The sequence below is a fragment of the Streptomyces sp. NBC_01497 genome, assembly GCF_036250695.1.
Taxonomy (GTDB): domain Bacteria; phylum Actinomycetota; class Actinomycetes; order Streptomycetales; family Streptomycetaceae; genus Streptomyces.
This window is the reverse complement of sequence record NZ_CP109427.1, coordinates 7,595,821-7,620,913: the sequence shown is the minus strand read 5'-3', so window position 1 is coordinate 7,620,913 and position 25,093 is coordinate 7,595,821. Positions and strand designations below refer to the sequence as shown.

Genomic DNA, 25,093 nt, shown 5'->3' with positions numbered 1-25,093 from the left:
CCGAGCACCGTCACCAGTCGTGCAGCGTGCCGTCCAGCAGCCGGTTGACCGGCAGGTAGGCCGGTTCGTAGGGGAACCTGGCCGCCGCCTCCACGTCGAAGTCGACGCCGAGACCGGGCAGTTCCGACGGGCGCAGCATGCCGTCGGCGAAGGTGTACGACGGCCGGAAGACCTCCAGCGTCTCGTCGGTGTGCCGGGTGTACTCCTGGATGCCGAAGTTGTGCACGGCCAGGTCGAGATGGACGGCCGCCGCCATCCCGACCGGCGAGATGTCGGCGGGTCCGTGGATGCCCGACTTCGCACCATGCACGGCGGCCAGGTCGAGGAGTTTGCGCAGACCGCTCACCCCGCCGGCGTGGGTGACCGCGGAGCGGACGTAGTCGATGAGCCGCTCGGTCAGCAACGGACCGTAGTCGTGGACCGAGTTGAAGACCTCGCCGATGGCGAGCGGCGTGGTGGTGTGCTGCCGCACGAGGCGCAGCGCCGACGGGTCCTCGGCGGGTGTGGCGTCCTCCAGCCAGAACAGGTCGTACGGTTCGAGGTCCTTGCCGAGCCGGGCCGCCTGGATGGGCGTCAGCCGATGGTGCCCGTCGTGCAGCAGCGGCAGTTCGGGGCCGAACTCGGCTCGTACGGCCTCGAAGACGCGCGGGATGTGGCGCAGGTAGGCCGGGGTGTCCCACGTCTCCTCGTGGGGCCTCGGGTGCCCGTTCGGCGCGGTGCCGCCCGCGGCCCGCGTCGCGTCGTCCACACCGTAGACGGAGGCGAGTCCTGGGACACCCGACTGGATGCGCACCGCGCGGAAGCCCTGGGCCAGCACCTCCCGCACGGAGTCGAGGACTTCCGGTATGTCGCGGCCCGACGCGTGTCCGTAGGTGAGCGCGCCGACGCGGGAGGCGCCGCCGAGCAGCTGGTACAGCGGCATGCCCGCGGCCTTCGCCTTGATGTCCCACAGCGCGGTGTCGACGGCCGCGACGGCGGCCATCGTCACCGGACCGCGCCGCCAGTAGGCGCCCCGGTAGAGGTACTGCCAGGTGTCCTCGATCCGTCCCGCGTCCCGGCCGGCCAGCAACGGCGCCACGTGGTCCCGGAGATAGGAGGCGACGGCCAGTTCCCGGCCGTTGAGGGTGGCGTCGCCGACGCCGGTGAGACCGTCCTCGGTGGTGATGCGCAAGGTGACGAAGTTGCGGCCGGGGCCGGTGACCACGGTGTCGGCTGCGATGATCTTCATTCGGGCGCGGCTCCTGTCATGAACGGGATCCTGGTGGATCGCAAGCGGTTCGCGGGTGACGACGGAGCGTTCTGCGGCGAACGCGTCCTTGGCGAGCGGTGTGCGCGACCAGCATGCCCGCAGGGCCCCGCCCCCCGCGACCGTCCACCGGAGCCCGGGAGCCACGCGTTGCCCGGGTCCCGGCGGACGGTGCCGGGAGCAGCGGCAGGCGGGCGCCCCGCGCCGTACGGGCTACGGGCCACGGGGGTCCGGGCCGCCACTCGCCACCCGGGCCTCGGGCCGTCGGGCTTCAGGCCTCCACCGGCCGGCGCAGCTTCGGGCCGCCGGGGCCCACGAGCCCCCCGGGGCCGCGCGCCCTCACGCCCGCTTCTGCGCGGCGGCGTCCCTTTGGCTGAGCAGGCGGGTGCGCGCGAGCAGCAGCGCGACGTCGTCCTCGGAACGCGGCAACCGGCCGGATCCGCCCACGAACTCCCCGCCCGCGGCGCTCGCCGCCTGGGCCCTGCGGGCCCGGCGCGGCGCCAGTGTCTCCGTCACATGCGAGCCCAGCTCCTCCAGGGAGGGTGCGTCCCACGACAGGGCCGCGCCGAGCCGGTCGAGACCGTCGTCGATATCGGCGTTGCGGGTCTCGATAAGACCGTCGGTGTACAGCGCGATGACACTGTCCTCGGGCAGCTCGACGGTGGCCGACTCGTACGTCATGGTGCCCAGGCCGATCGGCGGACCCGGCGGCACGGTCACGAAGGAGACCTCACCGTCCGGACGCCTGACGGCGGGCGGGGGGTGTCCGGCCGACGCGACGGTGCAGCGCATGGTCACCGGGTCGTACACCGCGTAGGCGCAGGTGCAGCTCATCACCGGCGCGGCGGGGCCCTCGGGGCGGTCACTCCCGCCCGCCATCTGCACGACCCGCCGGTCCAGCCGCGCGAGCAGTACCTCCGGCGGCAGGTCCAGGTCGGCCAGGGTGCCCATGACGGTACGCAACTGGCCCATCAGCGCGGCGGCGTTGATGCCGTGGCCCACGACGTCGCCGATCATCAGGCCGACCCGGGCGTCCGGCAGGGGGATCACGTCGAACCAGTCGCCGCCGACCCCTTCGTGAATGTCGGCGGGCAGGTAGCGGAAGGCGATGTCGACCGCGGGACCGCCCCACAGGGTGCGCGGGAGGAGGTTGCGCTGGAGGGCGACCGCCGCCTCACGCTCCCGGGTGTACCGCCGCGCGTTGTCGAGGCTCAGCGCGGCCCGTTCGACCAGTTCCTCGATCAGCAGCAGATCGTCGCGGGAGAAGGGCGTCCGGTTCTCCGTACGGACGAACACGACCTCTCCGAGGACCACCCCGCGTGCCCGCAGCGGAACGATGATCAGGGAGTGCATGCCGGTCTCGATGGCCCTGGCCCGCCGCTCGGGGTCCCTTCCGAACCAGGTGTCCATCGAGGTGTCGAGGACCGGTTCGAAATGGGTCTCGCCCGAGAGCAGGGCCTGGGTGAAGGGGGACGTGCGCGGGACGAAGACCGGTTCGCCGACCTTCCAGGGGGACTCCGGCACCCCCTCGTGGACGGAGGCGATCCCCGCCCGGCGGAAGACCGGGATGCCGCCCTTCGACGACGCCAGCCGCTGGAGCGGCTCGCCACCGATCGGGACGGTGTCCGCCAGGTCGACCGTGACGTAGTCGGCGAGCAGCGGCACGGCCGCGTCGGCCAGTTCCTGGGAGGTCTTCAGGACGTCGAGGGTGGTGCCGATCCGGCTGCCGACCTCGCCCAAAGTGAGCAGGTGCTGGCGCACGAGGGACTTCTCGATGTCGGTCGCCATGTTGCACACGCCGATCGGCTGCCCGTCGGCCCCGTCGAGGCGGAAGTAGCTCGCGGACAGCACCCGGTCCTCGCTCTCGCCGGGCACCCGCCAGGGGTACTCGCGCTCGATCACCGGCTCGCCGGTCTTGAGCACCTGACGCATCGCGGCGGTGATCGCCCGTCCGGGAGGCCCCGGCTGCACCTCGGTCATCAGGCGGCCCAGGCGCCGCCTGCGCAGGAAGCCGTCCTGCCGGGCCGCCGTGCCGTTCACCCAGACGCACCGCAGGTCCGTGTCCCAGATCGACAGGCCGACGGGTGCGCGCGCGAGGAGCGTCGTGGCGACCGCGGACCGGGCGGGCGGCCACGCGGACGATCCGGAGGGGTCCGTCGCCGACACCAGCCAGTCCGCGCGCCCTTCGCCGAGCAGCGGCTGGGCCTCCACGACGGCCTTGAGGCCACTGCCGTCGCGGCGCCGCAGGAACAGCACCCCCGACCAGGGCCGGCGGGTGCGGGCCTGCTCGCGCCAGTTCGCCGTCCGCTCGGCGCCGTCACCTTCCGCGAGCAGGGCCGTGACCGGCCGGCCCACGACGTCCGCGGCACGGTGCCCGAGGGCGCGCTCCGCCGACCCGGTCCACGCGAGGACGGTTCCCTCCCCGTCGATCACCGCCGTCGCGGCCTCCGCGAGGCCCGACGCGTCGAGCGCCGCCCACGCGGCCCCTGCGGTGGATTCGGCCATCACCTGCGTCCCGTCGCCCGCTGTCCCGGCGCGTGGTCCCCCGGCCACCGCCCCTTTCACACGCGTACGAGCTCTTTGGGCCCGTTCGTTCCATACTGCTCCAGGTGGGGTCGGTGCGCGGCCCCGGGCGAGCGGTCGTCTCGCGGGTGGAGCAGACCCGATCAGGCCTGGGCGGCGAGCAGCAGGGCCGCGGCCGAGCGGGCCTGGGCCGCCGGGTCCGGCGTGCCGAAGATGGCCGCCGTGACCATCGCGCCCTCGGCGAGCAGCAGCAGGTGGTCGGCGAGTTCGTCCCGCAGGTCCGCCGCCTCGACGAGCCCCTGCAGGTATCCGCGGAAGGCCGCCTTGTGCGCCCGGGCGAGCGCGGCGACGGGCGCACTGGTGGCGCCGAGCTCTCCGTAGGAGTTGATCCAGGCGCAGCCCCGGAAGCCGGGCTCGGAGAACCACTCGCCGAGATGGTCGAAGACGGCGAGGATGCGGGCGGCGGGGTCGCTCTCCCGGTCCACGCGATCGGCGAGCCGCTGCCGCCATGCGATGTCGCGCCGCTCCAGGTACGCCTGCACGAGCTGATCCTTGGCCGGAAAGAGCTGGTACAGCCGTTTCAGCGAGACCCCGGACGCGGTACGTATCTCGTCCATGCCCACGGTCCGGATGCCGCGCCCGTAGAACAGGTGTTCCGCCGCGTCCAGCGCCTGCTGCCGGGCGGCCGTGCCATCCATGGTTTCGTCCCGTTCGTCGCGTGAGCTTGACCTGATATCCGGTCGTCCATACGGTATCAGCGGAAGGGAGAACGCTGGTTCTCCCCGTTGTCGGAAGGCCCGTCCCATGAGCGCCAAGCCCCCGTTCCCGCCCTTCACCGCCGAGAGCGCGCGGCAGAAGGTCCAGGCCGCCGAGGACGCCTGGAACACCCGCGACCCCGAGAAGGTCTCGCTCGCGTACACCGAGGACTCGGTATGGCGCAATCGCGAGACCTTCCTCACCGGCCGGGCCGAGATCGTCGCGATGCTGACGGACAAATGGCAGCGGGAACTCGATTACGCGCTGCGCAAGGAGCTGTGGGCCTTCGACGGCGACCACATCGCCGTACGCTTCCAGTACGAGAGCCACGACGCGTACGGCCAGTGGTGGCGCTCGTACGGCAACGAACTGTGGGAGTTCGACGAGCAGGGCCTGATGAGGCGCCGCGAGGCGAGCATCAACGACGTCCGTATCGAGGAGAGCGAGCGGCGCGTCCACGGGCCCCGTCCCGAATCGGAGTACGGGGTGCCGTTCCCGATCCAGTAGGACGCGCCGGACCGGTGCCACGGGACGCGGTGGGCCCTGCGGGCGCATCGCCCCGCGTCCGTCCGTCAACGCCGCGCAAGGGCGGCGGCCCGGCGCGTCAGGAACGTGCCAACGCCACCCCGCCTCGGGTGCGGGCCGCAGTTCAATGGAGACCGGAGGACAAGCGCCGTACCCTCGGCGAGGAGTGTGAAGAGCCATGCAGACAGCGGGTGGACGCCGTGTGGTCGTCGGGGTGAGCGGGTCGCTCGGCAGCCTCGCGGCCCTGCACCGGGCGGTGGCGGAGGTACGCGGCGCCGGCGGGGAACTCTGGGTCGTGCTCGCCTGGGAGGCGCCACCGGCGGAACTGGGACCGCGCGGCGCCGTCGGGTCGACCTCGCTCTCGCAGGACTGCCGCCGCGCCGCCGTGCACGAACTCCTGGGGACGGTCGAGCGGGCGTTCGGCGGTGGGCAGCCGGGAGTACCGACCGAGTGCTTCGTCGCGCGCGGCATGCCGGGGCAGGCCCTGGTGGGCGTGGCGGACCGGGAGAACGACCTGCTCGTGGTGGGCACCGGCCACCGGGGCCTGCTGCACCGGGCCCTCTTCCCGTCCGTGGCGCGCTACTGCGTGGCGCACGCCGCGTGCCCGGTTCTCACGGTCCCGCCGTCCCCGCTCCAGCGCACCCTGGAGACCGCGGGCCGCGGCCGGGGGCTGCGGCTGGACCTGGGCGAGCTGGAGCGCCCGGGCGTCAGCGAGGTCTGAGCGGGCCGGACACGACGTCCCCGCGGGCGATCGCGCGGCACGCGGGCGCCCCTGCGGCTCGCCGCCGGCCTCCGCCCTCTCCGAGCGGGACTCTCAGCCACTGATGACACCGGGCAGGGCCAGAGCCCCGAGCACGGCCATCCCGACGAGCATCCAGGCGACGTAGTCCCCGACGTGCCCTGAGTGCAGCCTGCGCAGCGGGGCCGTCAGGTCGCGGCCCCCGGAGCGGGAGCCGTGCGGGCGCCGGACGGCGTACGCGGCCAGCCCCGCGGCAAGGCCCGTCGAGAGGAGCCCGAGGAGCACCCCGGGCACGGACCACACGGCGGGCGCGGTCACCCCGCCCGGCAGGGCGCCGTCCACGGAACGGGCGACGGCCCGCGCCACGGCCGGCACGGAACCGGTGAGCAGGCAGCCGAGCAGGAGCACCGCCGGAACGGCGAGCATCGTGACGGGCACCCTGGTGAGGGTGCCGGTGGACTCGGGCTCCTCGTCCTCTCCGCTCGTCTCGTACGCCTGGTGGCCGGGCGGCGGGGCGGCGCGACCGGTCAGGGCGCTCACGCCGAAGACACGGGCCGCCGCCCGCAGGACGGCACCACCCGTGACGGCCGACGTCAGCACGAACACCACGGTCAGCCACGCGCCGGACGCCCCCTCGGTGAGTGCCTTGCCCAGTGCCGTGCCGAGCGGCGGTGCTCCGGCGAGTGCCAGCCCGCCGACGGCGAAGAGCACACCGACGACGGGGAGTTCACGGCCCTTCCCGTGGAGTTCGTGCTCATCGACGCTGCCGTACCGGTCCAGGAGGATGCCCACGCACGCGAACAGCGCTGCCTTGGTGCCCGCGTGCCCGATGACGTACAGGGCGACACCGCTCGCGCCGGCCGGGGTGAGCACGCCGACACCGATGAGGAACAGGCCGGTGTGGGAGACGGTCGAGTAGGCGAGCATCCGCTTGAGATGACGCTGCTTCCAGCACATGACGGCCCCGACCAGCGCGGAGAGCGTACCGAGGATGATCAGGGCGCGCCCCGCGTCGGGGTGCGGCACGCCGCCGGGTCCCGCGAACACCGTCCAGTACACCCGCCACGCGCCGTACACGCCGAGTTCGACCAGCACCCCGGACAGCAGCATGCAGACCGGGGTGGGGGCGACGGCATGCGCGTCGGGCAGCCAGAAGTGGAACGGCACGACGGCGGCCTTGACCAGGAACCCGGTCAGCACGAGCACGAAGGCCGCGAGGACCAGGCCGTCGGGCCCACCCTGACGGTCGAGCGCCCGGCCGACGGCGCGCATCCCGAGTTCGCCGGTACGGGCGTACAGCAGGATGATGCCGGTGAGAGTGGCGTACGCACCCAGCGAGTTGACGACACCGAAGGTGAAGGCGCCCTGGACGGCCCGCGCCTCCTCGACCCGGTAGCCGGTCAGCGCGTACGCCACGACGCTCATCAGCTCGAAGAAGACGAACGCGTTGAACAGGTCCCCGGTGATCGCGAATCCGCACATACCGGCCTGGAACAGCAGCACGAGCGCGGGGAACGACCCCGAGTGGCGGTGCGGCGGCTCGTCGAAGTACCGCCAGGAATAGGCCAGTACGGCAAGGACGAGCAGCGAGACCAGTGCGGCGAGACCGAGGCCGACGTGGTCGCCGGTCAGGACGATGCCGACGCTGTGCCCGTGCACCGGGGTCCAGCCGCCGACCCACTCGCTCAGGCCCGCCGTGGCGGACGAGCCGGCGAGCAGCGCCGGGGCGAGGGCGGCGGGCACGGCCGCGAAGACCATGCCGAGCGTCTCGGCGGCCCGGCGCGGCAGCCGCCGGCCCAACGCGACGAGCAGGGCGCCACCGACCAGCGGCGCCGCCACGATCAACGGCAGGAGCTCGTTCATCCGCGCAGCTCGGAGAGGTGGTCGGGGTCGACCGTGCCGTGCCGCTTGTCGATCTGGATGACCAGGGCGAGCAGCAGGGCGGTCAGGGTGGCGCCCACGACGACATCGGTGAGGGTGAGGGCCTGGACGACCGGGTCGACGAGCGGGCGCGAGCCGGGCTTCAGGTCGGAGAAGACGGGAGCCGTGCCGCCCGTGCGGTAACCGACCGCCAGCAGCAGGACGTACGTCGAGGACTGGCACACAGCGAGGCATCCGACCGCGTGGATCAGGTTCCGGCTGGTGGCGAGGCCGTAGGCGCCGACGAGGAAGATCCAGGCAGCGATCAGGTAGGGCAGCAGGGACATCGGGGCCGACTCACTTTCCGTTCTCTGGCGGCAGGTTGCTCCGGCCGATCCGGCTGCCGCCCGACCGTCCGCCGCGCTGCCCTCCGTTGCCGGGCCGGTGCTCGATCTCCAGGGCCTGGTCGAGGAGCGGGCGAGGAGCACGACCACCGCCGAGGCCACCTCCACCCCGATCGCCGCGTTCAGCAGCGGCACGGTCCCCCCGGATGCGATGGTGTTGAACGTCCCGAGCGGCAGGAAGTTGGCGAGGAACGAGGTTCCCGCGAGCGTTCCCGCGATGCCCAGCATCAGGTACGCGCCCTCTCCGACGGCGTCGGCGAGTTCGTACAGGGCGAGGGGCCTGATCCGCTCCAGGGCGCGGTAGTCGACCGCGATGTACAGCAGGTGCATGGCCGTCGCGATCACCACGCCGCCCTGGAAGCCGCCGCCGGGGCTGAGCTGCCCGTGGGCGACGATGTAGATCCCGGCGACCAGGGTGACGGGCAGCAGCAGGAGGGCGTAGCGCCGGACGGCCGGGTGCACGCCGGCCGGACGGGGCGCCACCGTGCGTTCGTCGCGGGTCTGCCGCAGCAGGACGACAGTGCCGAGCACCGCCCCGAAGAGGATGGACTCCTCGCCGAGGGTGTCGAAGCCCCGCTGGTCGAAGTTGACGGAGGAGATGACGTTCGCGGTCCGCCGGGACAGCGAGGCGTGCACCGCCCGGTCGCCGTAGGGATGGTGCGGCTGCCCGAAGTGCGGCAGCCCCGTGTACGCCCAGACAAGCAGCGCGGCGACACCGAGCATGCCGAGGGCGAGCGTCCACAGGCGGGTGCGGCGGCTCAACGCCCCTCCCCCGGGCCGTCCGCGGCGCCGCCGCTCCCCTCGCCCGGAGGGCCGGCCCGGCCATCGGACCCCGCCACCGTGCCGGAGCCCGCCTGCCCGCCCGGCTCCGTCCGCGCTTCGGGTGCCCGCGCCGGGGCGCGCCTGATCTTGCGCACGGACAGCAGCAACAGCAGCGGTGTGAGCGCGGAGCCCACGGCCAGCTGGGACAGCGCCACGTCGGGGGCCTGCAGGACCAGGAAGAGGACGGCGAGACTCAGCCCGAGCATCGAGAGGACCAGCGCCTGCCGGGCCGGATCGCGCACGAGGACAGCGGACGTCGCGGCGGCGGCGACGAGCAGCAGCGCGACGACGATCACGGTGTCATTCATGGCGCACCGGTTCCTGGGGATCGGGCGCTCGCGGCGCCCCGGTCGGGGGACGGGCCCGCAGCGCCTTCGACGAGACCTGGTTGCCCACCACCAGCAGCACCCCGATGAGCACGATCTTCACGGTCGCCCTGCCGGGCGTCGTGACCGCGCACAGCGCGACGACGACGGCAGCCGAGGCGAGGACCCCCGCCACATCGGTGGCGCGTGCGCGCGGCGGGTCCGCGGCCAGCTCCTCGGCGAACAGCCGGGCGTAGATCAGCGTGCCGGCCGGACCGAGCAGGGCGAGCAGCAACGCCGCGTCCAGATAGGCCGACGGACGGTCGTACCCCTGCGCGAGCAGCATCAGCACCAGGCAGACCAGCAGGGTCGCGACGTTCTGTGCGACGACCCGCCGCCGTACGGGACCCGTCGCCGCGCCCCACAGGGCGGGTCCCACCCCACAGCCGAGGACGAGGACCGCGGCGAGCAGCCAGCCGTTCACCACCGCCCCACAGCCCGCCGTGCCCCGCACGCGGCCAGCGCGCCGAGCAGCCCGGCGGGAACACCGACAGCCCACTCCACCGGGTCGACGGGGCCGATCAGCATCAGCCACAGCGCGACGAGAGCCGCCCACCAGCCAACGAGTTCCGCGGCGAGAACACCCTTGTGGGCCATGGTCCGCTCACCTCCACTCGTGACGGTCCCGGGGTCCGGCCATGAAAGCACCGGGCCGGGGACGGCCAGGACACGACGCGCGAGTCCACCCGCGCCGTCGGACGACGACACGGAAGGGCGCCCCACGGGGCCTGCGCACGACGACGCGCGCCGGTGCCGCACGGCGTCGCGGGCCGGGAACCGCCGCGGGCGTCGCATGAGGCCGCGGTTCACCTCTGCCGTTCAGCGTCGCGTCCCTCGGCGGGAGGCGCCTCGGTGATGTCGATGAACACCTGATCGGCCTCGGGCCAGGTCCGGGTGACGTCGCGTTTGATGCGTTCGCAGACCAGCTCGACCCGTTCGCTGTCCATGCCCGGCGAGAGGTCGACGCGCGCGGCCACCAGCGCGGAGTCCAGGCCGAGCTTCATGGTCAGCAGGGCGGCGACGTTGTCGATCTCGGGCTGCTCGTCGAGGAGCCCCCGGATACGCCGGACCGTCTCCTTGTCGACCGTCTCGCCGATCAGCTGGGCACGGGCTTCGGAGCCGAGGCGGTAGGCGATGTAGACCAGCAGGGCACCGATCGCGAAGGACGCGCTCGCCTCCCACACGATGTTCCCGGTGATCCAGTGCAGCGCCATGCCCAGCATGGCGAGGACGACACCGAGCACGGCCGTCGAGTCCTCCGCGAGCACGGTGCGCAGCGTCGGATCCTGCGCGGCGCCCTTCTTCGACGCGCGCAGCTGGATCAGGGCCCGCGTCAACGAGGTGCCTTCCGCCACGAGAGCCACGGCGAGGACGATCAGGCCGACGATATAACCGGTTGAGCCCTCGTTCTCGTCGGAACCGAGCGCCTGCACCCCCTGGAAGACGGAGAAGCACCCGCCCATCACGAAGATGCCGACGGCCGCGAGCAGTGCCCAGAAGTAGCGCTCCTTGCCGTAGCCGAAGGGGTGGTCGCTGTCGGGCGCCTTGCGGCTGCGCTTCAGGGAAGCCAGCAGGAAGATCTCGTTCAGCGAGTCGGCGACGGAGTGGGCCGCCTCGGACAGCAGCGCGGGTGAGCCGGAGAGCAGTCCGCCCACCGCCTTGGCGACGGCGATGACCAGGTTCGCCGCGAGAGCGATGAGGACGGTCACGCGCGTCTTGCTGTCGGCCGCCTCTCCCGACCCTTGCGCTTTTCCCGCCGTCTCCGGCGTGTCTTCACCGCCGGTGTCCCCGGCGCGGTCCCCGTCCGTGTCCATGCCCCGTTCGCCGTCCGCGGGCCCGGCGTCCGGGGCAGTCGCTTCCTCGCGACCGGGCGCGCCGCCGGCCCGGGCGGTCCGTGCCGCCTCCCCCGCTGTCGCGCCCCGCTGGTCGCCGTCGGCGCCGCCGTGCGCCGCGTCGTACGTCGTCTCGGGCTGTTCCCGGTTCAATCGCCCCACCCCACCTCTGCCCCGACGTGTTCGGGGCCTCGTCTGCCGACTGCCCGGCGCGAGGCCTCTCGGGCACGGCGGGACGGCGAGGGGACCGCCATGGCGTCGCACGGCACCCCGCCGCCGTCGGGCCGGGGCGGGGCGCACAACCACGCGGACGGGGACGCCGTACCGACATGCGAGCGGGGCATCACCGGTGTGGCACACCTCCTACCGCGCGCCCCGGGGGGCGGCCGGTGGGCCGGTGTGCGCACCGGACGCGCACGGTCACCGCGTGCCCTCGGCCCCCGGGCGCAAACGCCCGCCCCTACGCTCGCCGGGCCACCCGGCGGGACGGTCCGCGTGGCCCGGTGGCAGGAGACCCGCGGCCCGGCCCTTCCTGGTGCGGCGGGCGTTCGCGGCAGCGGGCCCGCCCCTGCGGACGGTGCACAAACACGCGGTCTGCCCGGTTTTCGCCCAGCCGGGTGAAGAAAACGCCGCTCACGGCCGAGCCGTGGTCATCACCCGCGGGCAAAGGGGTACCCGGATGACCATGAACCCACCGCACACACTTCAGGCACACGACATCGTCCTGGCGATGAGCAATACGACGGGCGTCTGGGCGTTCGTGATCGGGCTGGTCGTGGTGCTCATCCTGATCGGAGGATTCTGGCTGGGTTTCCGCCGCAGGTCCGAGTTCAACCGCCACCCGAAGCCGGGCGACCAGCCCCGCAGGCCGGAGCACCAGAGCCACGTGGAAGGCTCCGCGGACTCCAACGAGACCTTCCCGACCGACGGCGGGCGGCTGCTGCCGCACGAACTCGGGGGTCACGGCGACGAGGTCAAGCCGCACGACGGCTCGGACGAGGAACCCAAGGGGCCGCCGCCGCTCGCCTGAGACGCCGCAGGGCGGGCCCCGCACCGGGACCCGCGAGGGTGGACAACGGCCCGACGGCCGGTACGTGCTCTGAGCACGTACCGGCCGTCGATCGCGTACGGGCCCGCCGCGGGCCCGGCGCCTCAGCCGGCCGGGTGTCCCGGGGTGATGTCGAGGCAGTCCGCGAGGGTGAGTACGCGGCCGCGCCGCGCACCGCTCCCGACCCCCGAGGCGACGGGCGTCAGCAGATGGCCGACATGGTCACCGCCGTCCGTGCGGCTCTCGATCCGGCCCACGTACCAGGCGGGGACGCCGGGCAGCAGCGGCACACCCCCAGGGCCGTCCTGAGCCCCGGCCCCGGCGAACTTGTCGGTGTCGTCCCCGGTCCGCCCGCCGAACAGCTCCGCGAGCGGGCGCTGGTCGGGCCCCAGCAGATGCACCCCGAGGTACGCGGCGGCCGACGCCACCCGCCAGGTGCGGTTCGCCTTCGACAGCCACACCATGTGGCGCTCCGGCTCGATGGAGCACTGCGCGGCGAAACCGACGAGGCAGCCGGCGCGGTCACCGGCCGCGGCAGCGGTCACGACGAACATCGGGCCGTCATGGAGGTCAGCGATCCCGCTCACGCCGTGGTCCCTTCTTCGGCCGCCAGACGGCGGCCAGGGTCCTCCGCCTCGGCCCGGCGGACCCGGGTCAGGATCCCGCATGGTGACGGGCCGCGCGGGCGTGCCCGGCGCGCGGGCCGTACTCCCGGCAGGTCCGCGCGGACCCGGCGCGCTCCTCGGCGACGTGCCCGGTGACCGCCGCCGGGCGGGCGGGGGCGTCCGGCCTTTCGGGGCGCCCGTGCCACAGCAGCGCGACGCCGAGGGCGCCGATCACCGCCCCGGCCAGCGCTCCCAGTCCGATCGGCAGTAGCACACCGCGAGGCGGTAACGCCGCGGGGCGAGTCCGTCCCCGTCCGTCCATCGGCTCTCCCCTGGTTGTCCCTTGGTTGTCCCTGGCGGCCCGGCCGGCCGGCTCGGCTCGCCGTACGACGCTTCCGGTTACCCCCGGCGCGGCGGCGAAACGCGGACCGCGCACCGAAAGGCGGAGTTTCGAGCGCCGCGATCCGGCTACCCGGCGCCCATGGTGCGTATCGGATACACGATGATGACGGAGCAGGCCGGGCCCTTGGAGCTGGTGGAGCACGTGGTCGGCGCCGAACAGGCCGGCTTCGACTTCTCCGTGACCTCGGACCACTACTTCCCGTGGCTGGACGAACAGGGCCATGCCCCGTACGCCTGGAGCGTACTGGGGGCAGCCGCGCGGGCTACGGAACGCATACCGCTGATGACGTACGTGACCTGTCCGACGATCCGCTACCACCCGGCCGTGGTGGCGCAGCAGGCCGCCACCCTGCAGCTGCTCTCGAAGGGCCGGTTCCGGCTCGGTCTCGGCGCGGGCGAGAACCTCAACGAGCACGTGGTGGGGGCCGGGTGGCCGGCGGCGAGCGTCCGGCACGAGATGCTGGAGGAGGCCGTGGAGATCATCCGCGCGCTGTTCGCGGGCGGGTACGTGACGCACCACGGCGCGCACTACGACGTCGAGCACGCGAAACTCTGGGACCTGCCGGACGAGGCACCGCCGATCGGGGTGGCCGCGTCCGGCCCGAAGTCCGCGGCGCTCGCGGGGCGGTCGGCCGATCTGCTGATCGCGACGGACCCGGACGCCGCCGTCGTCGCGGACTTCGGGCGCGCGGGCGGCGCGGGCAAGCCCGTGGTCGGCCAGGTTCCGGTGGCGTTCGACCGGGATCGCTCGGCGGCGATCGAGCGGGCCCACGAGCAGTTCCGGTGGAACGTCAACCCGTGGCCCGTCAACGCGGAGCTCCCCACCACGAAGGCGTTCGCGGGTGCGACATCGAACGTGACACCGCAGGACGTCGCGGCCGCGGTGCCCTGCGGGAACGACGTCGGCGCGTTCGTCGACGCCGTACGACCCTACGTGGAGGCAGGGTTCACGGAGGTGGCGCTGATCCAGGTGGGCGGTGACCAGCAGGAGCCGTTCCTTCAGTGGTCGCGCGAGGAGCTGCTGCCGGCACTGCGGGAGCTGTGAGGGCGCTCTCCGGGCCCGGGCCGCGCCGGCTCGGGGCCGCGGCGCCCGCGCCGGGCGTCAGGGCAGCGCGCCCGCCACGCCGGCGGCGCCGGCCAGTACCTCCCGCAGCATGCCGGGCGTCAGACGCCCCGTGAAGACGTTGCGCTGGCTGACGTGGTAGCAGCCGAATACGTCGAGGGGCCGGTTCCCGGCAGGATCGCGCAGGGTCACGCGTGTGCCGTGCCCGAAGGCCGGGCGGGGGCGCGGAACCGACCAGCCCGCCGCGGCGAGGGGCGGCATCAGCGCCTGCCAGCCGAACGCGCCGAGGACGACCACCGCGCGCAGCGTGGGGGCGAGGAGCTCCAGCTCGCGGGCGAGCCAGGGGCGGCAGGTGTCCCGTTCGCCCGGCGTCGGGCGGTTCTGCGGGGGCGCGCACCGCACGGGCGAACTCATCCTGACGCCGCGCAGGGTCATGCCGTCGTCCGCCGAGACCGGGTCGGGGCGGGACGCGAGCCCCAGTTCGTGCAGGGCGGCGAACAGCACGTCGCCCGACCGGTCGCCGGTGAACATGCGGCCCGTACGGTTCGCGCCGTGCGCCGCCGGGGCGAGACCCACGATCAGCAGGGGTGCGTCGACGGGGCCGAAGCCGGGTACGGGACGTGCCCAGTACTCCTGCCCTCGGTAGGCCGGGAGGTCGTCGTGCGCCTTCTCGCGGCGCCAGGCGACCAGCCGCGGGCACGCGGCGCACTGGGGCAGGCGCTCGTCCAGTTCCGTCACCGTGGTGGCGGATCCGGCCGCCGCCACCGGAAACGCCGGGTCCTCCGGGTCTCGCATTCGGGTGACGGTACCTGAGGACGCAGGTCCGCGCCGTTCCGAGTGACCTACGAGGGGGAAGGGACGTGACGTGTCCGACGTCCGAGAGAGTGTGAAGGCCGCGTTCGCGCGCCTCCTTCGGCTGCGCAAGGAGCCGGTGGTCGTCCAGATCCTCCGTTCGACGGCGGCGGCGACCATCTCGTTCATCGTGGCGGAGCGGCTGTCCAACGAGGCGGCACCGCTCACCGCGCCGCTGACCGCGCTGCTCGTGACGCAGGTGACGCTGTACTCGACCATCCGGCTCAGCCTCACGCGGGTGAACGCCGTGGTCACCGGCGTGCTGGTGGCGGTCGGTTTCAGCTCCCTGGTCGGCCTCGCCTGGTGGAGCCTCGCGTCGATCATCCTGCTCGCGCTCGTGGTGGGACGGATCGTGCGCGCGGGGGACTTCGTCGTCGAGGTGGCGATCAGCGCGATGCTCGTGCTGGGCGTGACCCAGGTGCAGGTGGAGTCCACCGCGTGGACGAGGATCCTCGACACGCTCATCGGCGCCGGGGTCGGCCTGCTGTTCAACTTCCTGTTCATCCCGCCCGTGTGGGTCGACACGGCGGGCGAGTCCATGGAAGGCCTGGCGCGCCGCATGCGCCAGCTGCTGCTGCGGGTCAGCGACGGGCTGACGAGCCGTACGGCGGTGGAGACCGCTGCGGCCAGGCTGCACGAGGCGCGCCGTATCGACCAGGAGATCACCGAGGTGGACGCCGAGCTGCGGCAGGCCGAGGAGAGTCTGCGCCTCAATCCCCGCGTACGGGAGGGACTGCTGCACCGCGTGGTGCTGCGAACGGGGCTCGACACGCTGGAGATCTGCGCCGTGGTCGTACGGGTCCTCGCGCGGACCCTGACCGACCTGGCGAAGGAGCGCAGGGACGAACCGCTCTTCCCGCCGGAGACGGGCGCCGCGCTGGAGAGCGCCATCGGCAGGATCGCCGACGCGATCGTGAGCTTCGCGGTCCTCGTGACCTCGTCCGCGAGCTCCAGCGCGGAGCGGGCCGAGACCCGGCTCGCCGAGGACCTGGAGGGGGCCCGCAGGGAGCGGGAGTACGCGGCACAGCTGCTGCTCGACGTCGTGCAGGAGCACCCCCGCCAGTGGCAGTTGCACGGTGCTCTGCTCGCGGAACTCGACCGCATCCTCGCCGAGCTGGACATGGAGAGCCGGTCCAAACGGCTGATGGAGGAACTGGACCGCTCGACACGGGAGCAGCGCGAGCGGCACCCCCGGCTGACCGAGGCCCGCGCCCGGACCCGCCGGATGTCCCGCCGTTCCCGCAGCGCGTGGGACGCGCGGCGGGCGGCCCGCCGGGAGCGGGCGGGCAGCGGCAGGTGAGGCGGGTCCTTCGACGGCCGGCCGGCCGGTCCGTCAGGACCACGGCCCGTCGCCGGGATCCGGGGAGCCGGACCGCGCGGCCCCGGGCCGGGACCCGCCGGGACCGGCCCGAATCTGCGGACTCGGCCGGACCGCGCCTGGGCTGGGGCCCGATCCGGCGGGAGCGTGATGCACTGGCCGGCGGCAGGGGTCGGGCAGCGATGCGGCGGCCCGGGCAGTCCGGGGGCGGTCCGGGGCCGACGCGGAGGCTGTCCTGACGGGCCGGGCCCGGAGGGCATGCGGGGGGCCGCGCTGCCGCTGTCCGGGCGTCAGGGAGTGCGCCGCGGAGGTGCCTTCGCTGGTGCGCCGGGGTGTCGGTGACGGCGGACAGAGGCGCCACCACGACACTTGACTGATTCTTTACTCACCTATCGTTTAGTTGTGACAAACGCGGCCTGACGTGGGGAAGTTCGGCGCATTTCGCCCGCCCGAACGATCGCTTCCAGGGCGCCGGCACCCTCCCAACCTGGGACATCCGGTGCGTGAGGAGCCTGAGTTGACCCCGGCGATTGAAGGCACGCGAGGGGAGGGCGGTACTGTGCGCGCGCGACCGCCATCGGAGGCGGCGCTGTAATTTCCGCGGAGGAAATCTGTGACTCGTTTCGGATCGCTCAGGCGCCCCGGTGCCCTGATATCGGTCGCGGCGGCCGGCGTGCTGAGCGTGGGCCTCTCGGCCGGCTCGGCATCCGCGCACACACCGCACCTGACGGTCGACTGTTCGACCGCGACGGTCGACCTGTCCGCCTACAACGGCAATGCGACCAACCACGTCAAGGTCACGGTCCAGGGTGACGACTCGCTCACCGTGGACCAGGACTTCAAGAGCACGTTCCACCAGGACTTCAAGCTGCCCACCCAGAGCAGCCAGTCGGTCCACCTCGTAGTGACGGCTGGGGACGGCTCCCAGTACAACGACGACGAGACGAAGACGGCCACGGGCTGCCCCGTGCCGTCCACTCCGCCGTCGAGCCCGCCTGCCACGACTCCGGCGTCCACGCCGCCGTCGACGCCGGCGAGCTCCACCCCGGCGAGCTCGACGCCCGCCACCCCGGCGCCGTCGTCGTCCACCTCGTCCGCCGCTGCCGCCCCGGTCTCCTCGCCGAGCCCGTCGGGCAGCGACCTCGCGGAGACCGGTTCGTCCAGCTCGACGCCGGTCATCGCCGGTGCCGCCGCGGTCGTCGTGGTCGCTGGTGCGGGCATCCTGTGGGCGTCGCGCAGGCGTCGCGCCGCTCAGCACTGACCCGTTCCCGCTGAGGTCCGCGCGACCGGATCAGCAATGAACCGGATCGCCCCGTTCCGCCGGCCATGTCGGTTCACGGCCGGGTCTTCCACCGCCGGCACTCGGCGGCACCCGGCCGGCTGACCGCCGACCACGAGGCAGGGAACGGACGGCCGCCCCCACCGGGGCGGCCGGGCAGGTTCCGTACGGCAAGGAGCGGTGCGTCGGGGGACGCGGCGCCTCTTCGAGGACAGGCAGGGCGTACGAGGCCCCGCAGCGTTCGCGCTGCGGGGCCTCGTCGTGTCCCGGGGCCCGCTCGCATCCCGGGGCTCCTCGCGTCCCCGGGTCTGCTCGTGTCGCGGGGTCTCCTCGCGTCCCGGCGCCGGCTCGTGTCCCCGGGGCCCGCCCGTATCGCGGGGCCTCCTCGTGTCGCGGGGTCTCCTCGCGTCCCGGCGCCGGCTCGTGTCCCGGGGCCCGCCCGTATCGCGGGGCCTCCTCGCGTCCCGGCGCCTCCTCGCGTCCCGGCGCCGGCTCGTGTCCCGGGGCCCGCCCGTATCGCGGGGCCTCCTCGCGTCCCGGCGCTCGGCCCCGCACCCGGCGGATGCGCGTCCGCGGCCCCTCGCCGACAATGGCGGGCATGGACCCGGTTGCGGCGCTCGACAGGATCGCGTTCCTGCTGGAGCGGTCCGGGGCGAAGACGTACCGGGTGCGCGCGTTCCGCACCGCCTCCTCCGTGGTGTCGAAGATGCCCGGTGAGGAGCTGGCGCGCCGTCTCGCCGCGGGAACGCTCACCGAGGTGGCGGGCATCGGTCCGCGTACCGCCGAGGTCGTACGGGAGGCCGCCGACGGGTCCGTGCCCGGATACCTGGCCCGGCTGGAGGAGGAGGCGGGCGGCCCGCTCGTGGAGGGCGGGGAGCGGCTGCTCGCGGCCCTGCGCGGCGACTGCCATCTGCACTCCGACTGGTCGGACGGCGGCAGTCCGATCGAGGTGATGGGCCGCACGGCGATCGCGCTCGGTCACGAGTGGGCGGTGCTCACGGACCACTCCCCCCGGCTCACCGTCGCACGGGGGCTCTCCGCGGACCGGTTGCGCGAACAGCTGGACGTCGTCGCCTCACTCAACACCCGCTGGGCGCCGTTCCGGCTGCTCACCGGTATCGAGTGCGACATCCTGGACGACGGCTCGCTGGACCAGGATCCGCGGCTCCTCGCACGACTCGACCTGGTGGTCGCCTCGGTGCACTCCAAACTGCGCATGGACCGGGCCGCCATGACCCGCCGCATGGTCGCGGCCGTACGCGATCCGCACACGGATGTGCTCGGGCACTGCACCGGCCGACTGCTGTCGGGGCGGCGGCGGCCCGAGTCGGACTTCGACGCGGACGCGGTGTTCGCCTCGTGCGCGGAGTCCGGTACGGCCGTGGAGATCAACTGCCGTCCCGAGCGCCTCGATCCGCCGCGCCGGCTGCTGCGTGCCGCGGTGGCGGCGGGCACCCTGTTCGCCATCGACACCGACGCGCACGCCCCGGGTCAGCTCGATTGGCGGCAACTCGGCTGCGCACGTGCGCAGGAGTGCGGTGTGCCGCGCGAACGGGTCGTGAACACCTGGGAGTTGGCGGACCTGCTCGACTGGGCGCACTGACGCGCGAGGGGACCGGGCCGGACTGGCCGCGCCGTGCGGGGGCACAAGCGGAAGGACGATCCGCCGAGCCCGCGGAAAGAAGTGATGTCAGATGCCGTCCTCCTCCAGTCCTTCGGAACCTCCGCGTCAGCCGGAGCCCTCGGAACACTCCGGTTCCCCCGGTCCTGGCGAGGCCTCGCCCTGGGGCGCGGGCGGGCCGGGCGCCGGTTCCTCGTACGGCGTCCCGTCCGCGCCGCCCTACGCGGACGCCGGACCCCGGCCCCGGCCCGGCAACGGCATGGCGGTCGCCGCGCTGGTGCTGGGAATCGTGGCGTGCGTCCTGTTCTGGACGGTCTTCGGCGGCATCGTGCTCGGCGTCGTCGCGATCGTGCTGGGGTTCGTCGGTGCCCGCAGGGCGCGCGGCGGGCGGGCGCCGCGGCGCGGGATGGCCGTAGTGGGCGTCGTGCTCGGCGTGTTGGGGCTGATCGCGGGGGGCGTCATCCTCGGCCTCGGCGTCTCGATCCTGAACTCGGACGGCTTCAAGAGCTACAGCGACTGCCTCCAGCACGCCCACGGCCGGGCCGACCAGCACAAGTGCGCCGACGACTTCTCGCACGACGTCAGCCACTGAGTCGCGGCCGGGGCGGCCCGCCGTCAGGCGCCCCGGCCGCTCCCGCCCTCCTCCTCGTGCGCGCCGCTCCCGTCCGCGTCGCCGCCTTCCCCTCCGTGCCCCGGCGCGCCGGGGCGCGCGCGTTCCGGTGGCAGGCGCAGGTGGGCGAGGTCCGGGGGGACGGGCCCCGGCGGCCTCGCCAGCGGGTCCGTCTGGGCGTCCACGTCCGTCGCGGGCGCGTCGCTGAGCCGGAAGCGGTGGCGCAGCCGCTGGTAGAAATCCGTGGGCGCGAGCCTGATGAGCGGCAGCCGGTACCGGCTCGCGTAGACGGCGATCCAGTCGCCGGGATCGAGCACGCCGCGCAACTGGCCGTCGATGCTCAGCGCGGCGGCGCCAGAGTGCGGCAGCACCCGCAGGGCCACCGGCTCGTCGGGGGCGGCGATGACCGTGCGGTCGAAACTCATGTGCGGGGCGACCGGCGTGAAGACCACCGCGTCCATGCGCGGTGAGAGCACCGGGCCGCCCGCGGCGAAGCTGTACGCCGTCGAACCGGTGGGCGTGGACACGATGACGCCGTCCGCCGAGTACGACGCGAACAGCCGGCCCGCGAGGTAGACACCGAGGCTCACCTGCCGGTCGCGGGCGAGTTTCTCCACGACGATGTCGTTGAGCGCCATGGTGTCCAGGGCGACGCCCCAGTCGTCCATGCCGTTCGTGTCCTCGCGCACCTCGGGCGGCGGCAGTGACGGCCCGCGCCCGTAGCGCAGGAGCGCCTCCATCCGGGACGGGATGCGCAGCGGGCGGGAGGCACGCAGCGAGAGCGTCATGCGGTGCTCGACGATGGCGCGCCCCTGGTCGACCGCGTCCAGCGCGGCCACCGCGTCCTCGGCGGGCACCTCGGTGAGGAATCCGACCGTGCCGAGGTCCACACCGAGCACGGCCCCGTCGCCCTTCGCCGCGATCCGCGCCCCGCGCAGGAAGGTGCCGTCCCCGCCGAGGGTGACGACGAGGTCGGGGTTGCCCGCGGCGCTCTGATCGTGCTTCTCGCCGTGGCGCGGCTTGTCCTGGTCCCACACGTCGATCTCCGTGCACTGCACGTTGTGCAGGGCGCCCCAGGTGTGGACGGCCGCGGCGACCCGCATCGCCTCCTTGCGGCCGTGGTGAACCACGAGCCCCATCCGCTTCACGGTCATCGGTGCGCTCCCCTGGCGAGAGTGTCGTCGTCCGGCACGAGTGCCGTCATCCCACTCTGCCCCCATCCGGAGCCCGGGGCAGGCGGGTGGGACGGGCGCTTTACACTCCGAGGCCAGGTACGTTCCGCCTCACCCTCCCCGACCGTTCACTATGTCGAACGGATGGATCCCGCCGCCCGTACGCTGAAGCGAACGTGCCCGACAGCCCCTAGGAGTTCCGCGTGAAGCCGGTCAACAGTGCGGTACGAGACGTGCTGGCCGCGAACCTCAGACGCGAGAGGACGCGCCGCGGCCTGTCGCTGTCCGAGCTGTCACGCCTGTCGAAGATCGGCAAGGCGACGCTCTCCCAGTTGGAGTCGGCCACCGGGAACCCGACGATCGAGACCGTCTTCAGCCTCTCCCGCGCTCTGGAGATGCCCATCTCCGACCTGCTGGACACGCACCACGTGGACACGGTCACGGTGGTGCGCGCGGCGGAGACGGACGTCCTCAGCGGGGAGGGCGTCGACCTGCGGCCGCTCCAGCGGATCGAGACCGGCGGCGTGATCATGGAACTCTACGACCAGCAGGTCAGGGCCGACTCCCGGCAGCCGTCGCTGGGGCACGCGGGCACGGAGCACACGGTGGTGCAGAGCGGCACCCTCGCGGTCGAGGTGGACGGGCACCGGGTGGAGCTCGGACCCGGCGACTACGTGTCGTTCGACGCCTCGCTGCCGCACTGCTACGCGGCGCCCGACGGGCCGGTCCGTTCGGTGCTCCTGCTCCACTACCGCTCGGGGCTGCGTGACCCGCAGGAGCCGGGGAACGCCCCGCACTGAGCCGTGGGGGAAGCGCGCCGGTCCCGCCCGGCGGGCGCGGTCCCCCGTTCGCCTCGGCGTCCGTACGCGGGTGGCCGGGCGCCCGTTGACACCCCCCACGGGGCGACTTAATCTCAAGGCGTTCGCTTTACAGAACGAGGAGGACGGGTGGACCGAACGCGCGTGGTCATCCTGGGCGCCGGGATCGTCGGTTCGGCCTGCGCCCGTGAACTCGCCCTCGCGGGTTTCGACGTGCTGGTGGTCGACCGCGGTGGCGCCGCCGCCGCGACCACGTCCCACGGCGAGGGGAACATCCTGGTCTCCGACAAGGGGCCGGGACCCGAACTCGCGCTCGCGCAATGGTCCAGGCGGCTGTGGCCCGAGGTCCTCGCCGAGCTCGGGGACCGCGCCGCGCAGGTCGAATGGCAGCCCAAGGGTGGCATCGTCGTCGCCACCACCGAGGCGGGCGCCGCCGGCCTGCGACCGTTCGCCGATGCCCAGCGCGCGGCGGGCGTGCGCGCCGAGGCACTCGACGCGGACGCGCTGCGGGCCGCGGAACCGTACGTCACCCGCGACCACACGGCGGCCGTCTCCTACCCGCAGGACGCCCAGGTGCAGCCGGCCGGGGCGGCCACGGCCCTCCTCTCGGACGCCCTCGCGGCCGGTGCGGCCCTGCGCACCGGCCGCGAGGTGCTCGGCGCCGTCGTCCGCGGCGGCCGGCTCACGGCCGTGCGCACCTCGCACGGCTCGCTGGAGGCGGACGTGTTCGTCAACGCGGCGGGCCCCTGGTCCGGCGAGCTGGCCGCACGCCTCGGCGCACCGGTCGACATCCGGCCCCGGCGCGGCGAGGTACTGGTGACGACCCCGCTGCCGCCGACGGTGTTCCACAAGGTCTACGACGCCGACTACGTGGGCGCGGTCGGCAGCGGCGACGGGGAGCTGCAGACGTCGGCGGTCGTGGAGGCCACGCTCGCCGGCAGTGTGCTGCTCGGCTCGTCACGCCGGCGGGTGGGCTTCGACGACAGGACACGCCCCGAGGTGCTCTCCGCGATCGCGGCCAAGGCACTGCGACTCTTCCCCTCGCTCGCGGGGGTGCCGGTCATGCGCGCGTACGGCGGTTTCCGCCCGTACGTGCCGGACCACCTGCCGGTGATCGGCGCCGACCCCCGGCTCGCCGGGCTGTGGCACGCCGGCGGCCACGAGGGCGCGGGCATCGGACTGTCGGTGGGGACCGCCCGGCTGCTGCGGGCGCTGCTGACGGGCGAGGAGCCGGAGATCGACGCGGCACCGTTCCGGGTCGACCGGCCCGCCGTCCTGGGCGGCTCGCACGCCGCCTCGGGCGAAGCGGCGGCCGCTGGGCACGACACGTCCGGGACAGGAGCGTCCGAGGGGCGCGACGAGGAGGAAGCATGAGTCCGAGGCTCGTACCGGCCGGGTCGGACCCGGTGCGCCGTACGGAGCGGCCGGTCGCCGTCACGGTCGACGGCGAAGCCGTCACGGGCATCGCCGGCCAGACGATCGCGGGGCTGCTGCTCGCCTCGGGGCGACGCGCCTGGCGGACCGGGCCCTCGGGTGCGCGGCGCGGTGTGTTCTGCGGGATCGGCGTGTGCTTCGACTGCCTCGTGAGCGTCAACGGCGAGCAGGACGTGCGGGCTTGCCGGCGGCGCGCCGCGGACGGCGACGCGGTCTCCACCCAGAACCGTCGGCCTCCGGAAGCGGACGGCATCCGCCAGGGACCGGAGGAGGCATCGTGAGCCGCCGTCATGTGGTGGTCGTGGGCGCGGGGCCCGCGGGCCTCGCGGCGGCCGACGCGGCCCTGGCCGCAGGTGCGCGGGTGACCCTGGTCGACTCCGCGGAGCGGCCGGGCGGCCAGTACCACCGGATGCTGCCGGACGCGTACGAGGCGGCCAATCCGGAGGTACTGCACCACGGTTGGGCCGCGTTCGACCGGCGCGTGCGCCGGGTGCTCGCGCACGACCGCTGTACCTGGCTGGCAGGGACGTCGGTGTGGGCACTCGAACGGGAGGACCCCGCGCGAGCGCCGCTCGTGCACGTACTGGGCGAGGGCTCTCCCGGCCGTCGGGGTGTTCTCACCCCCGACGCACTGGTGCTGGCGCCGGGCGCACACGATCGTGTACTGCCCTTCCCCGGCTGGGAGTTGCCCGGTGTGTTCACCGCCGGAGCGGCTCAGGCCCTCGCGAAGGGCGAGCGGGTCGCGGTCGGTGAGCGGGTCGCGGTGGCGGGCACCGGCCCCTTCCTGCTGCCGGTGGCGGTCTCACTGCTGGAGGCGGGGTCGCAGGTGGCGGAGGTGCTGGAGGCTGCCGGGGGCGCCCGGGTGACGCGCGGCTGGCTGCGCAGGCCCTGGGAGCTGGCGGCGCAGGCGGGCAAGACCGGCGAACTCGTCTCGTACACCGCCGCGCTGGCGCGGGCCCGCGTGCCGTACCTGCTGGGCAGGGCGGTGGTCGAGGCGCGCGGCGACGGGCGGGTCGAGGAGATCGTGAGCGCGCGGGTGCGGGCCGACTGGTCGGTCGTACCGGGCAGCGAGCGGGTCACCGCGGTGGACGCGGTCTGCGTCGGGCACGGCTTCACACCGCGTCTGGAACTCCTGGTCGCCGCGGGCTGCGCGGTGCGCGGAGGTACCCCGGACGCGGTGTTCGTCCAGGTGGACGACGACCAGCTGACCAGCAGTCCCGGGGTGTACGCGGCGGGCGAGGTCACCGGCATCGCGGGCGCCCCGGCATCGCGCGCCGAGGGCGCGGTCGCGGGGTGGCACGCGGCAGGCGGCGCCCCCTCGGCCCGGCCGCTCACCGCCCTGCGGCGCGGCCGGGACCAGGGACGGGCGTTCGCGGGACGTCTCGCCGCCGCGCACCCCATCGGCCGGGAATGGCCCGGCTGGCTGCGGGACGACACCGTGGTGTGCCGGTGCGAGGAGAGCGACTACGCGTCGGTGCGCGCGGCGGCCGGTGACCCGGCGACGACGGAGGCCCGGGTCGCGAAGCTCGGTACCCGGGCGGGCCTCGGGCCGTGCCAGGGCCGTATGTGCGCGGTGACGGTCGCGGAGTTGCGTGCGCGTCTGGGCGCGCCGGACGCGGATGCCGCGGCACCGCACCGCAGGCCGCTGGCCGAACCGGTCCGCCTGGGCGAACTGGCCGCCCCTGCACGGGAGTACGACGGGTGAAGGACCCCCACCGGATCACCCGCCCGAGCCCGGCACGATGCGGCAGCGCCGGTGTCACCGCACGCGTACAGCGGCCGCGCGCATGCCGGCGCAG

At 73.9% G+C, this 25,093-nt stretch carries 24 protein-coding genes and 2 pseudogenes; 12 read left to right on the top strand and 14 right to left on the bottom strand.

From position 1 onward, the window contains the following. Positions 1 to 10: 10 nt before the first annotated feature. The 3 genes from manD to OG310_RS32295 form a co-directional block, all read right to left on the bottom strand. Positions 11 to 1,228 carry a D-mannonate dehydratase ManD gene (gene manD / locus OG310_RS32305; protein ID WP_329459380.1) on the bottom strand — a complete coding sequence of 406 codons (1,218 nt, stop codon included), beginning with the start codon at positions 1,226 to 1,228 and terminating at the stop codon, positions 11 to 13. Positions 1,229 to 1,585: 357 nt separating this feature from the next. Further along, positions 1,586 to 3,751 carry a SpoIIE family protein phosphatase gene (locus tag OG310_RS32300; protein ID WP_329459379.1) on the bottom strand — a complete coding sequence of 722 codons (2,166 nt, stop codon included), beginning with the start codon at positions 3,749 to 3,751 and terminating at the stop codon, positions 1,586 to 1,588. A gap of 161 nt (positions 3,752 to 3,912) precedes the next feature. Continuing rightward, positions 3,913 to 4,467: a TetR/AcrR family transcriptional regulator gene (locus OG310_RS32295; protein ID WP_329459378.1), complete on the bottom strand. Its 555-nt coding sequence runs from the start codon at positions 4,465 to 4,467 to the stop codon at positions 3,913 to 3,915. A gap of 106 nt (positions 4,468 to 4,573) precedes the next feature. On the opposite strand from OG310_RS32295, the gene OG310_RS32290 reads away from it, so the two are divergent. Further along, on the top strand, positions 4,574 to 5,032 hold the full coding sequence (locus OG310_RS32290) for a nuclear transport factor 2 family protein (protein WP_329459377.1): 459 nt from the start codon (positions 4,574 to 4,576) through the stop codon (positions 5,030 to 5,032). Positions 5,033 to 5,228: 196 nt separating this feature from the next. Beyond that, positions 5,229 to 5,771, top strand: a complete 543-nt coding sequence (locus OG310_RS32285; protein WP_329459376.1) for a universal stress protein — start codon at positions 5,229 to 5,231, stop codon at positions 5,769 to 5,771. Between the two features lie 93 nt (positions 5,772 to 5,864). Here the strand turns inward: OG310_RS32285 and OG310_RS32280 are convergent, their stop codons facing one another. The 7 genes and pseudogenes from OG310_RS32280 to OG310_RS32250 form a co-directional block, all read right to left on the bottom strand. Further along, entirely contained in the window at positions 5,865 to 7,652 is a 1,788-nt protein-coding gene (locus OG310_RS32280; protein ID WP_329459375.1) for a complex I subunit 5 family protein, read from the bottom strand. Beyond that, positions 7,649 to 7,996 carry a sodium:proton antiporter gene (locus OG310_RS32275; protein ID WP_329459374.1) on the bottom strand — a complete coding sequence of 116 codons (348 nt, stop codon included), beginning with the start codon at positions 7,994 to 7,996 and terminating at the stop codon, positions 7,649 to 7,651. Before OG310_RS32275 ends, OG310_RS32280 begins: the two co-directional genes overlap by 4 nt. 10 nt (positions 7,997 to 8,006) lie before the next feature. Next, positions 8,007 to 8,815 (bottom strand): annotated as a pseudogene (locus tag OG310_RS32270) (MnhB domain-containing protein). A gap of 131 nt (positions 8,816 to 8,946) precedes the next feature. Then, positions 8,947 to 9,183 (bottom strand): annotated as a pseudogene (locus OG310_RS32265) (Na(+)/H(+) antiporter subunit B); the annotation flags it as partial. Further along, on the bottom strand, positions 9,176 to 9,664 hold the full coding sequence (locus tag OG310_RS32260; protein ID WP_329459373.1) for a monovalent cation/H+ antiporter complex subunit F: 489 nt from the start codon (positions 9,662 to 9,664) through the stop codon (positions 9,176 to 9,178). The pseudogene OG310_RS32265 and the gene OG310_RS32260, both read right to left, overlap by 8 nt. Then, entirely contained in the window at positions 9,661 to 9,837 is a 177-nt protein-coding gene (locus OG310_RS32255) for a hypothetical protein (RefSeq protein WP_329459372.1), read from the bottom strand. The genes OG310_RS32260 and OG310_RS32255 overlap by 4 nt, the downstream gene beginning before the upstream one ends. A 209-nt stretch (positions 9,838 to 10,046) precedes the next feature. Further along, a complete protein-coding gene (locus OG310_RS32250) occupies positions 10,047 to 11,054 on the bottom strand; it encodes a cation diffusion facilitator family transporter (RefSeq protein ID WP_329460489.1) in 1,008 nt (335 codons plus the stop codon). Between the two features lie 697 nt (positions 11,055 to 11,751). Here OG310_RS32250 and OG310_RS32245 point away from each other — a divergent pair. After that, on the top strand, positions 11,752 to 12,102 hold the full coding sequence (locus tag OG310_RS32245) for a DUF6479 family protein (RefSeq protein ID WP_329459371.1): 351 nt from the start codon (positions 11,752 to 11,754) through the stop codon (positions 12,100 to 12,102). A gap of 122 nt (positions 12,103 to 12,224) precedes the next feature. On the opposite strand, the gene OG310_RS32240 is transcribed toward OG310_RS32245, so the two are convergent. Both OG310_RS32240 and OG310_RS32235 read right to left on the bottom strand, forming a co-directional pair. Beyond that, positions 12,225 to 12,674 carry a flavin reductase family protein gene (locus OG310_RS32240; protein ID WP_329460488.1) on the bottom strand — a complete coding sequence of 150 codons (450 nt, stop codon included), beginning with the start codon at positions 12,672 to 12,674 and terminating at the stop codon, positions 12,225 to 12,227. A 100-nt stretch (positions 12,675 to 12,774) separates the two neighbouring features. Continuing rightward, on the bottom strand, positions 12,775 to 12,999 hold the full coding sequence (locus OG310_RS32235) for a hypothetical protein (protein WP_329459370.1): 225 nt from the start codon (positions 12,997 to 12,999) through the stop codon (positions 12,775 to 12,777). 207 nt (positions 13,000 to 13,206) lie between these two features. On the opposite strand from OG310_RS32235, the gene OG310_RS32230 reads away from it, so the two are divergent. Further along, entirely contained in the window at positions 13,207 to 14,172 is a 966-nt protein-coding gene (locus tag OG310_RS32230; protein WP_329459369.1) for an LLM class F420-dependent oxidoreductase, read from the top strand. Between the two features lie 57 nt (positions 14,173 to 14,229). Here the strand turns inward: OG310_RS32230 and OG310_RS32225 are convergent, their stop codons facing one another. Then, on the bottom strand, positions 14,230 to 14,985 hold the full coding sequence (locus OG310_RS32225; protein ID WP_329459368.1) for a uracil-DNA glycosylase: 756 nt from the start codon (positions 14,983 to 14,985) through the stop codon (positions 14,230 to 14,232). A gap of 70 nt (positions 14,986 to 15,055) precedes the next feature. Between OG310_RS32225 and OG310_RS32220 the strand changes: the two genes are divergently transcribed. The 4 genes from OG310_RS32220 (at position 15,056) to OG310_RS32205 (ending at position 19,852) form a co-directional block, all read left to right on the top strand. Next, positions 15,056 to 16,342 carry an FUSC family protein gene (locus OG310_RS32220; protein WP_329459367.1) on the top strand — a complete coding sequence of 429 codons (1,287 nt, stop codon included), beginning with the start codon at positions 15,056 to 15,058 and terminating at the stop codon, positions 16,340 to 16,342. 631 nt (positions 16,343 to 16,973) lie between these two features. Then, entirely contained in the window at positions 16,974 to 17,621 is a 648-nt protein-coding gene (locus OG310_RS32215; RefSeq protein ID WP_329459366.1) for an LAETG motif-containing sortase-dependent surface protein, read from the top strand. Between the two features lie 616 nt (positions 17,622 to 18,237). Then, on the top strand, positions 18,238 to 19,242 hold the full coding sequence (locus tag OG310_RS32210) for a PHP domain-containing protein (protein ID WP_329459365.1): 1,005 nt from the start codon (positions 18,238 to 18,240) through the stop codon (positions 19,240 to 19,242). 91 nt (positions 19,243 to 19,333) lie between these two features. Then, entirely contained in the window at positions 19,334 to 19,852 is a 519-nt protein-coding gene (locus tag OG310_RS32205) for a DUF4190 domain-containing protein (RefSeq protein WP_329459364.1), read from the top strand. Positions 19,853 to 19,875: 23 nt separating this feature from the next. Here the strand turns inward: OG310_RS32205 and OG310_RS32200 are convergent, their stop codons facing one another. Then, complete coding sequence (locus tag OG310_RS32200; protein WP_329459363.1) at positions 19,876 to 21,024, bottom strand: NAD(+)/NADH kinase; 1,149 nt, start codon at positions 21,022 to 21,024, stop codon at positions 19,876 to 19,878. Between the two features lie 221 nt (positions 21,025 to 21,245). On the opposite strand from OG310_RS32200, the gene OG310_RS32195 reads away from it, so the two are divergent. The 4 genes from OG310_RS32195 (at position 21,246) to OG310_RS32180 (ending at position 24,999) form a co-directional block, all read left to right on the top strand. After that, positions 21,246 to 21,842: a helix-turn-helix domain-containing protein gene (locus OG310_RS32195; RefSeq protein ID WP_329459362.1), complete on the top strand. Its 597-nt coding sequence runs from the start codon at positions 21,246 to 21,248 to the stop codon at positions 21,840 to 21,842. 147 nt (positions 21,843 to 21,989) lie between these two features. Continuing rightward, a complete protein-coding gene (locus OG310_RS32190) occupies positions 21,990 to 23,234 on the top strand; it encodes an NAD(P)/FAD-dependent oxidoreductase (protein WP_329459361.1) in 1,245 nt (414 codons plus the stop codon). Beyond that, positions 23,231 to 23,575 (top strand): (2Fe-2S)-binding protein, encoded by a 345-nt coding sequence (locus OG310_RS32185; RefSeq protein ID WP_329459360.1) that lies wholly within the window; start codon positions 23,231 to 23,233, stop codon positions 23,573 to 23,575. The genes OG310_RS32190 and OG310_RS32185 overlap by 4 nt, the downstream gene beginning before the upstream one ends. Continuing rightward, on the top strand, positions 23,572 to 24,999 hold the full coding sequence (locus OG310_RS32180) for an FAD/NAD(P)-dependent oxidoreductase (protein ID WP_329459359.1): 1,428 nt from the start codon (positions 23,572 to 23,574) through the stop codon (positions 24,997 to 24,999). The genes OG310_RS32185 and OG310_RS32180 overlap by 4 nt, the downstream gene beginning before the upstream one ends. Positions 25,000 to 25,093: the final 94 nt, after the last annotated feature.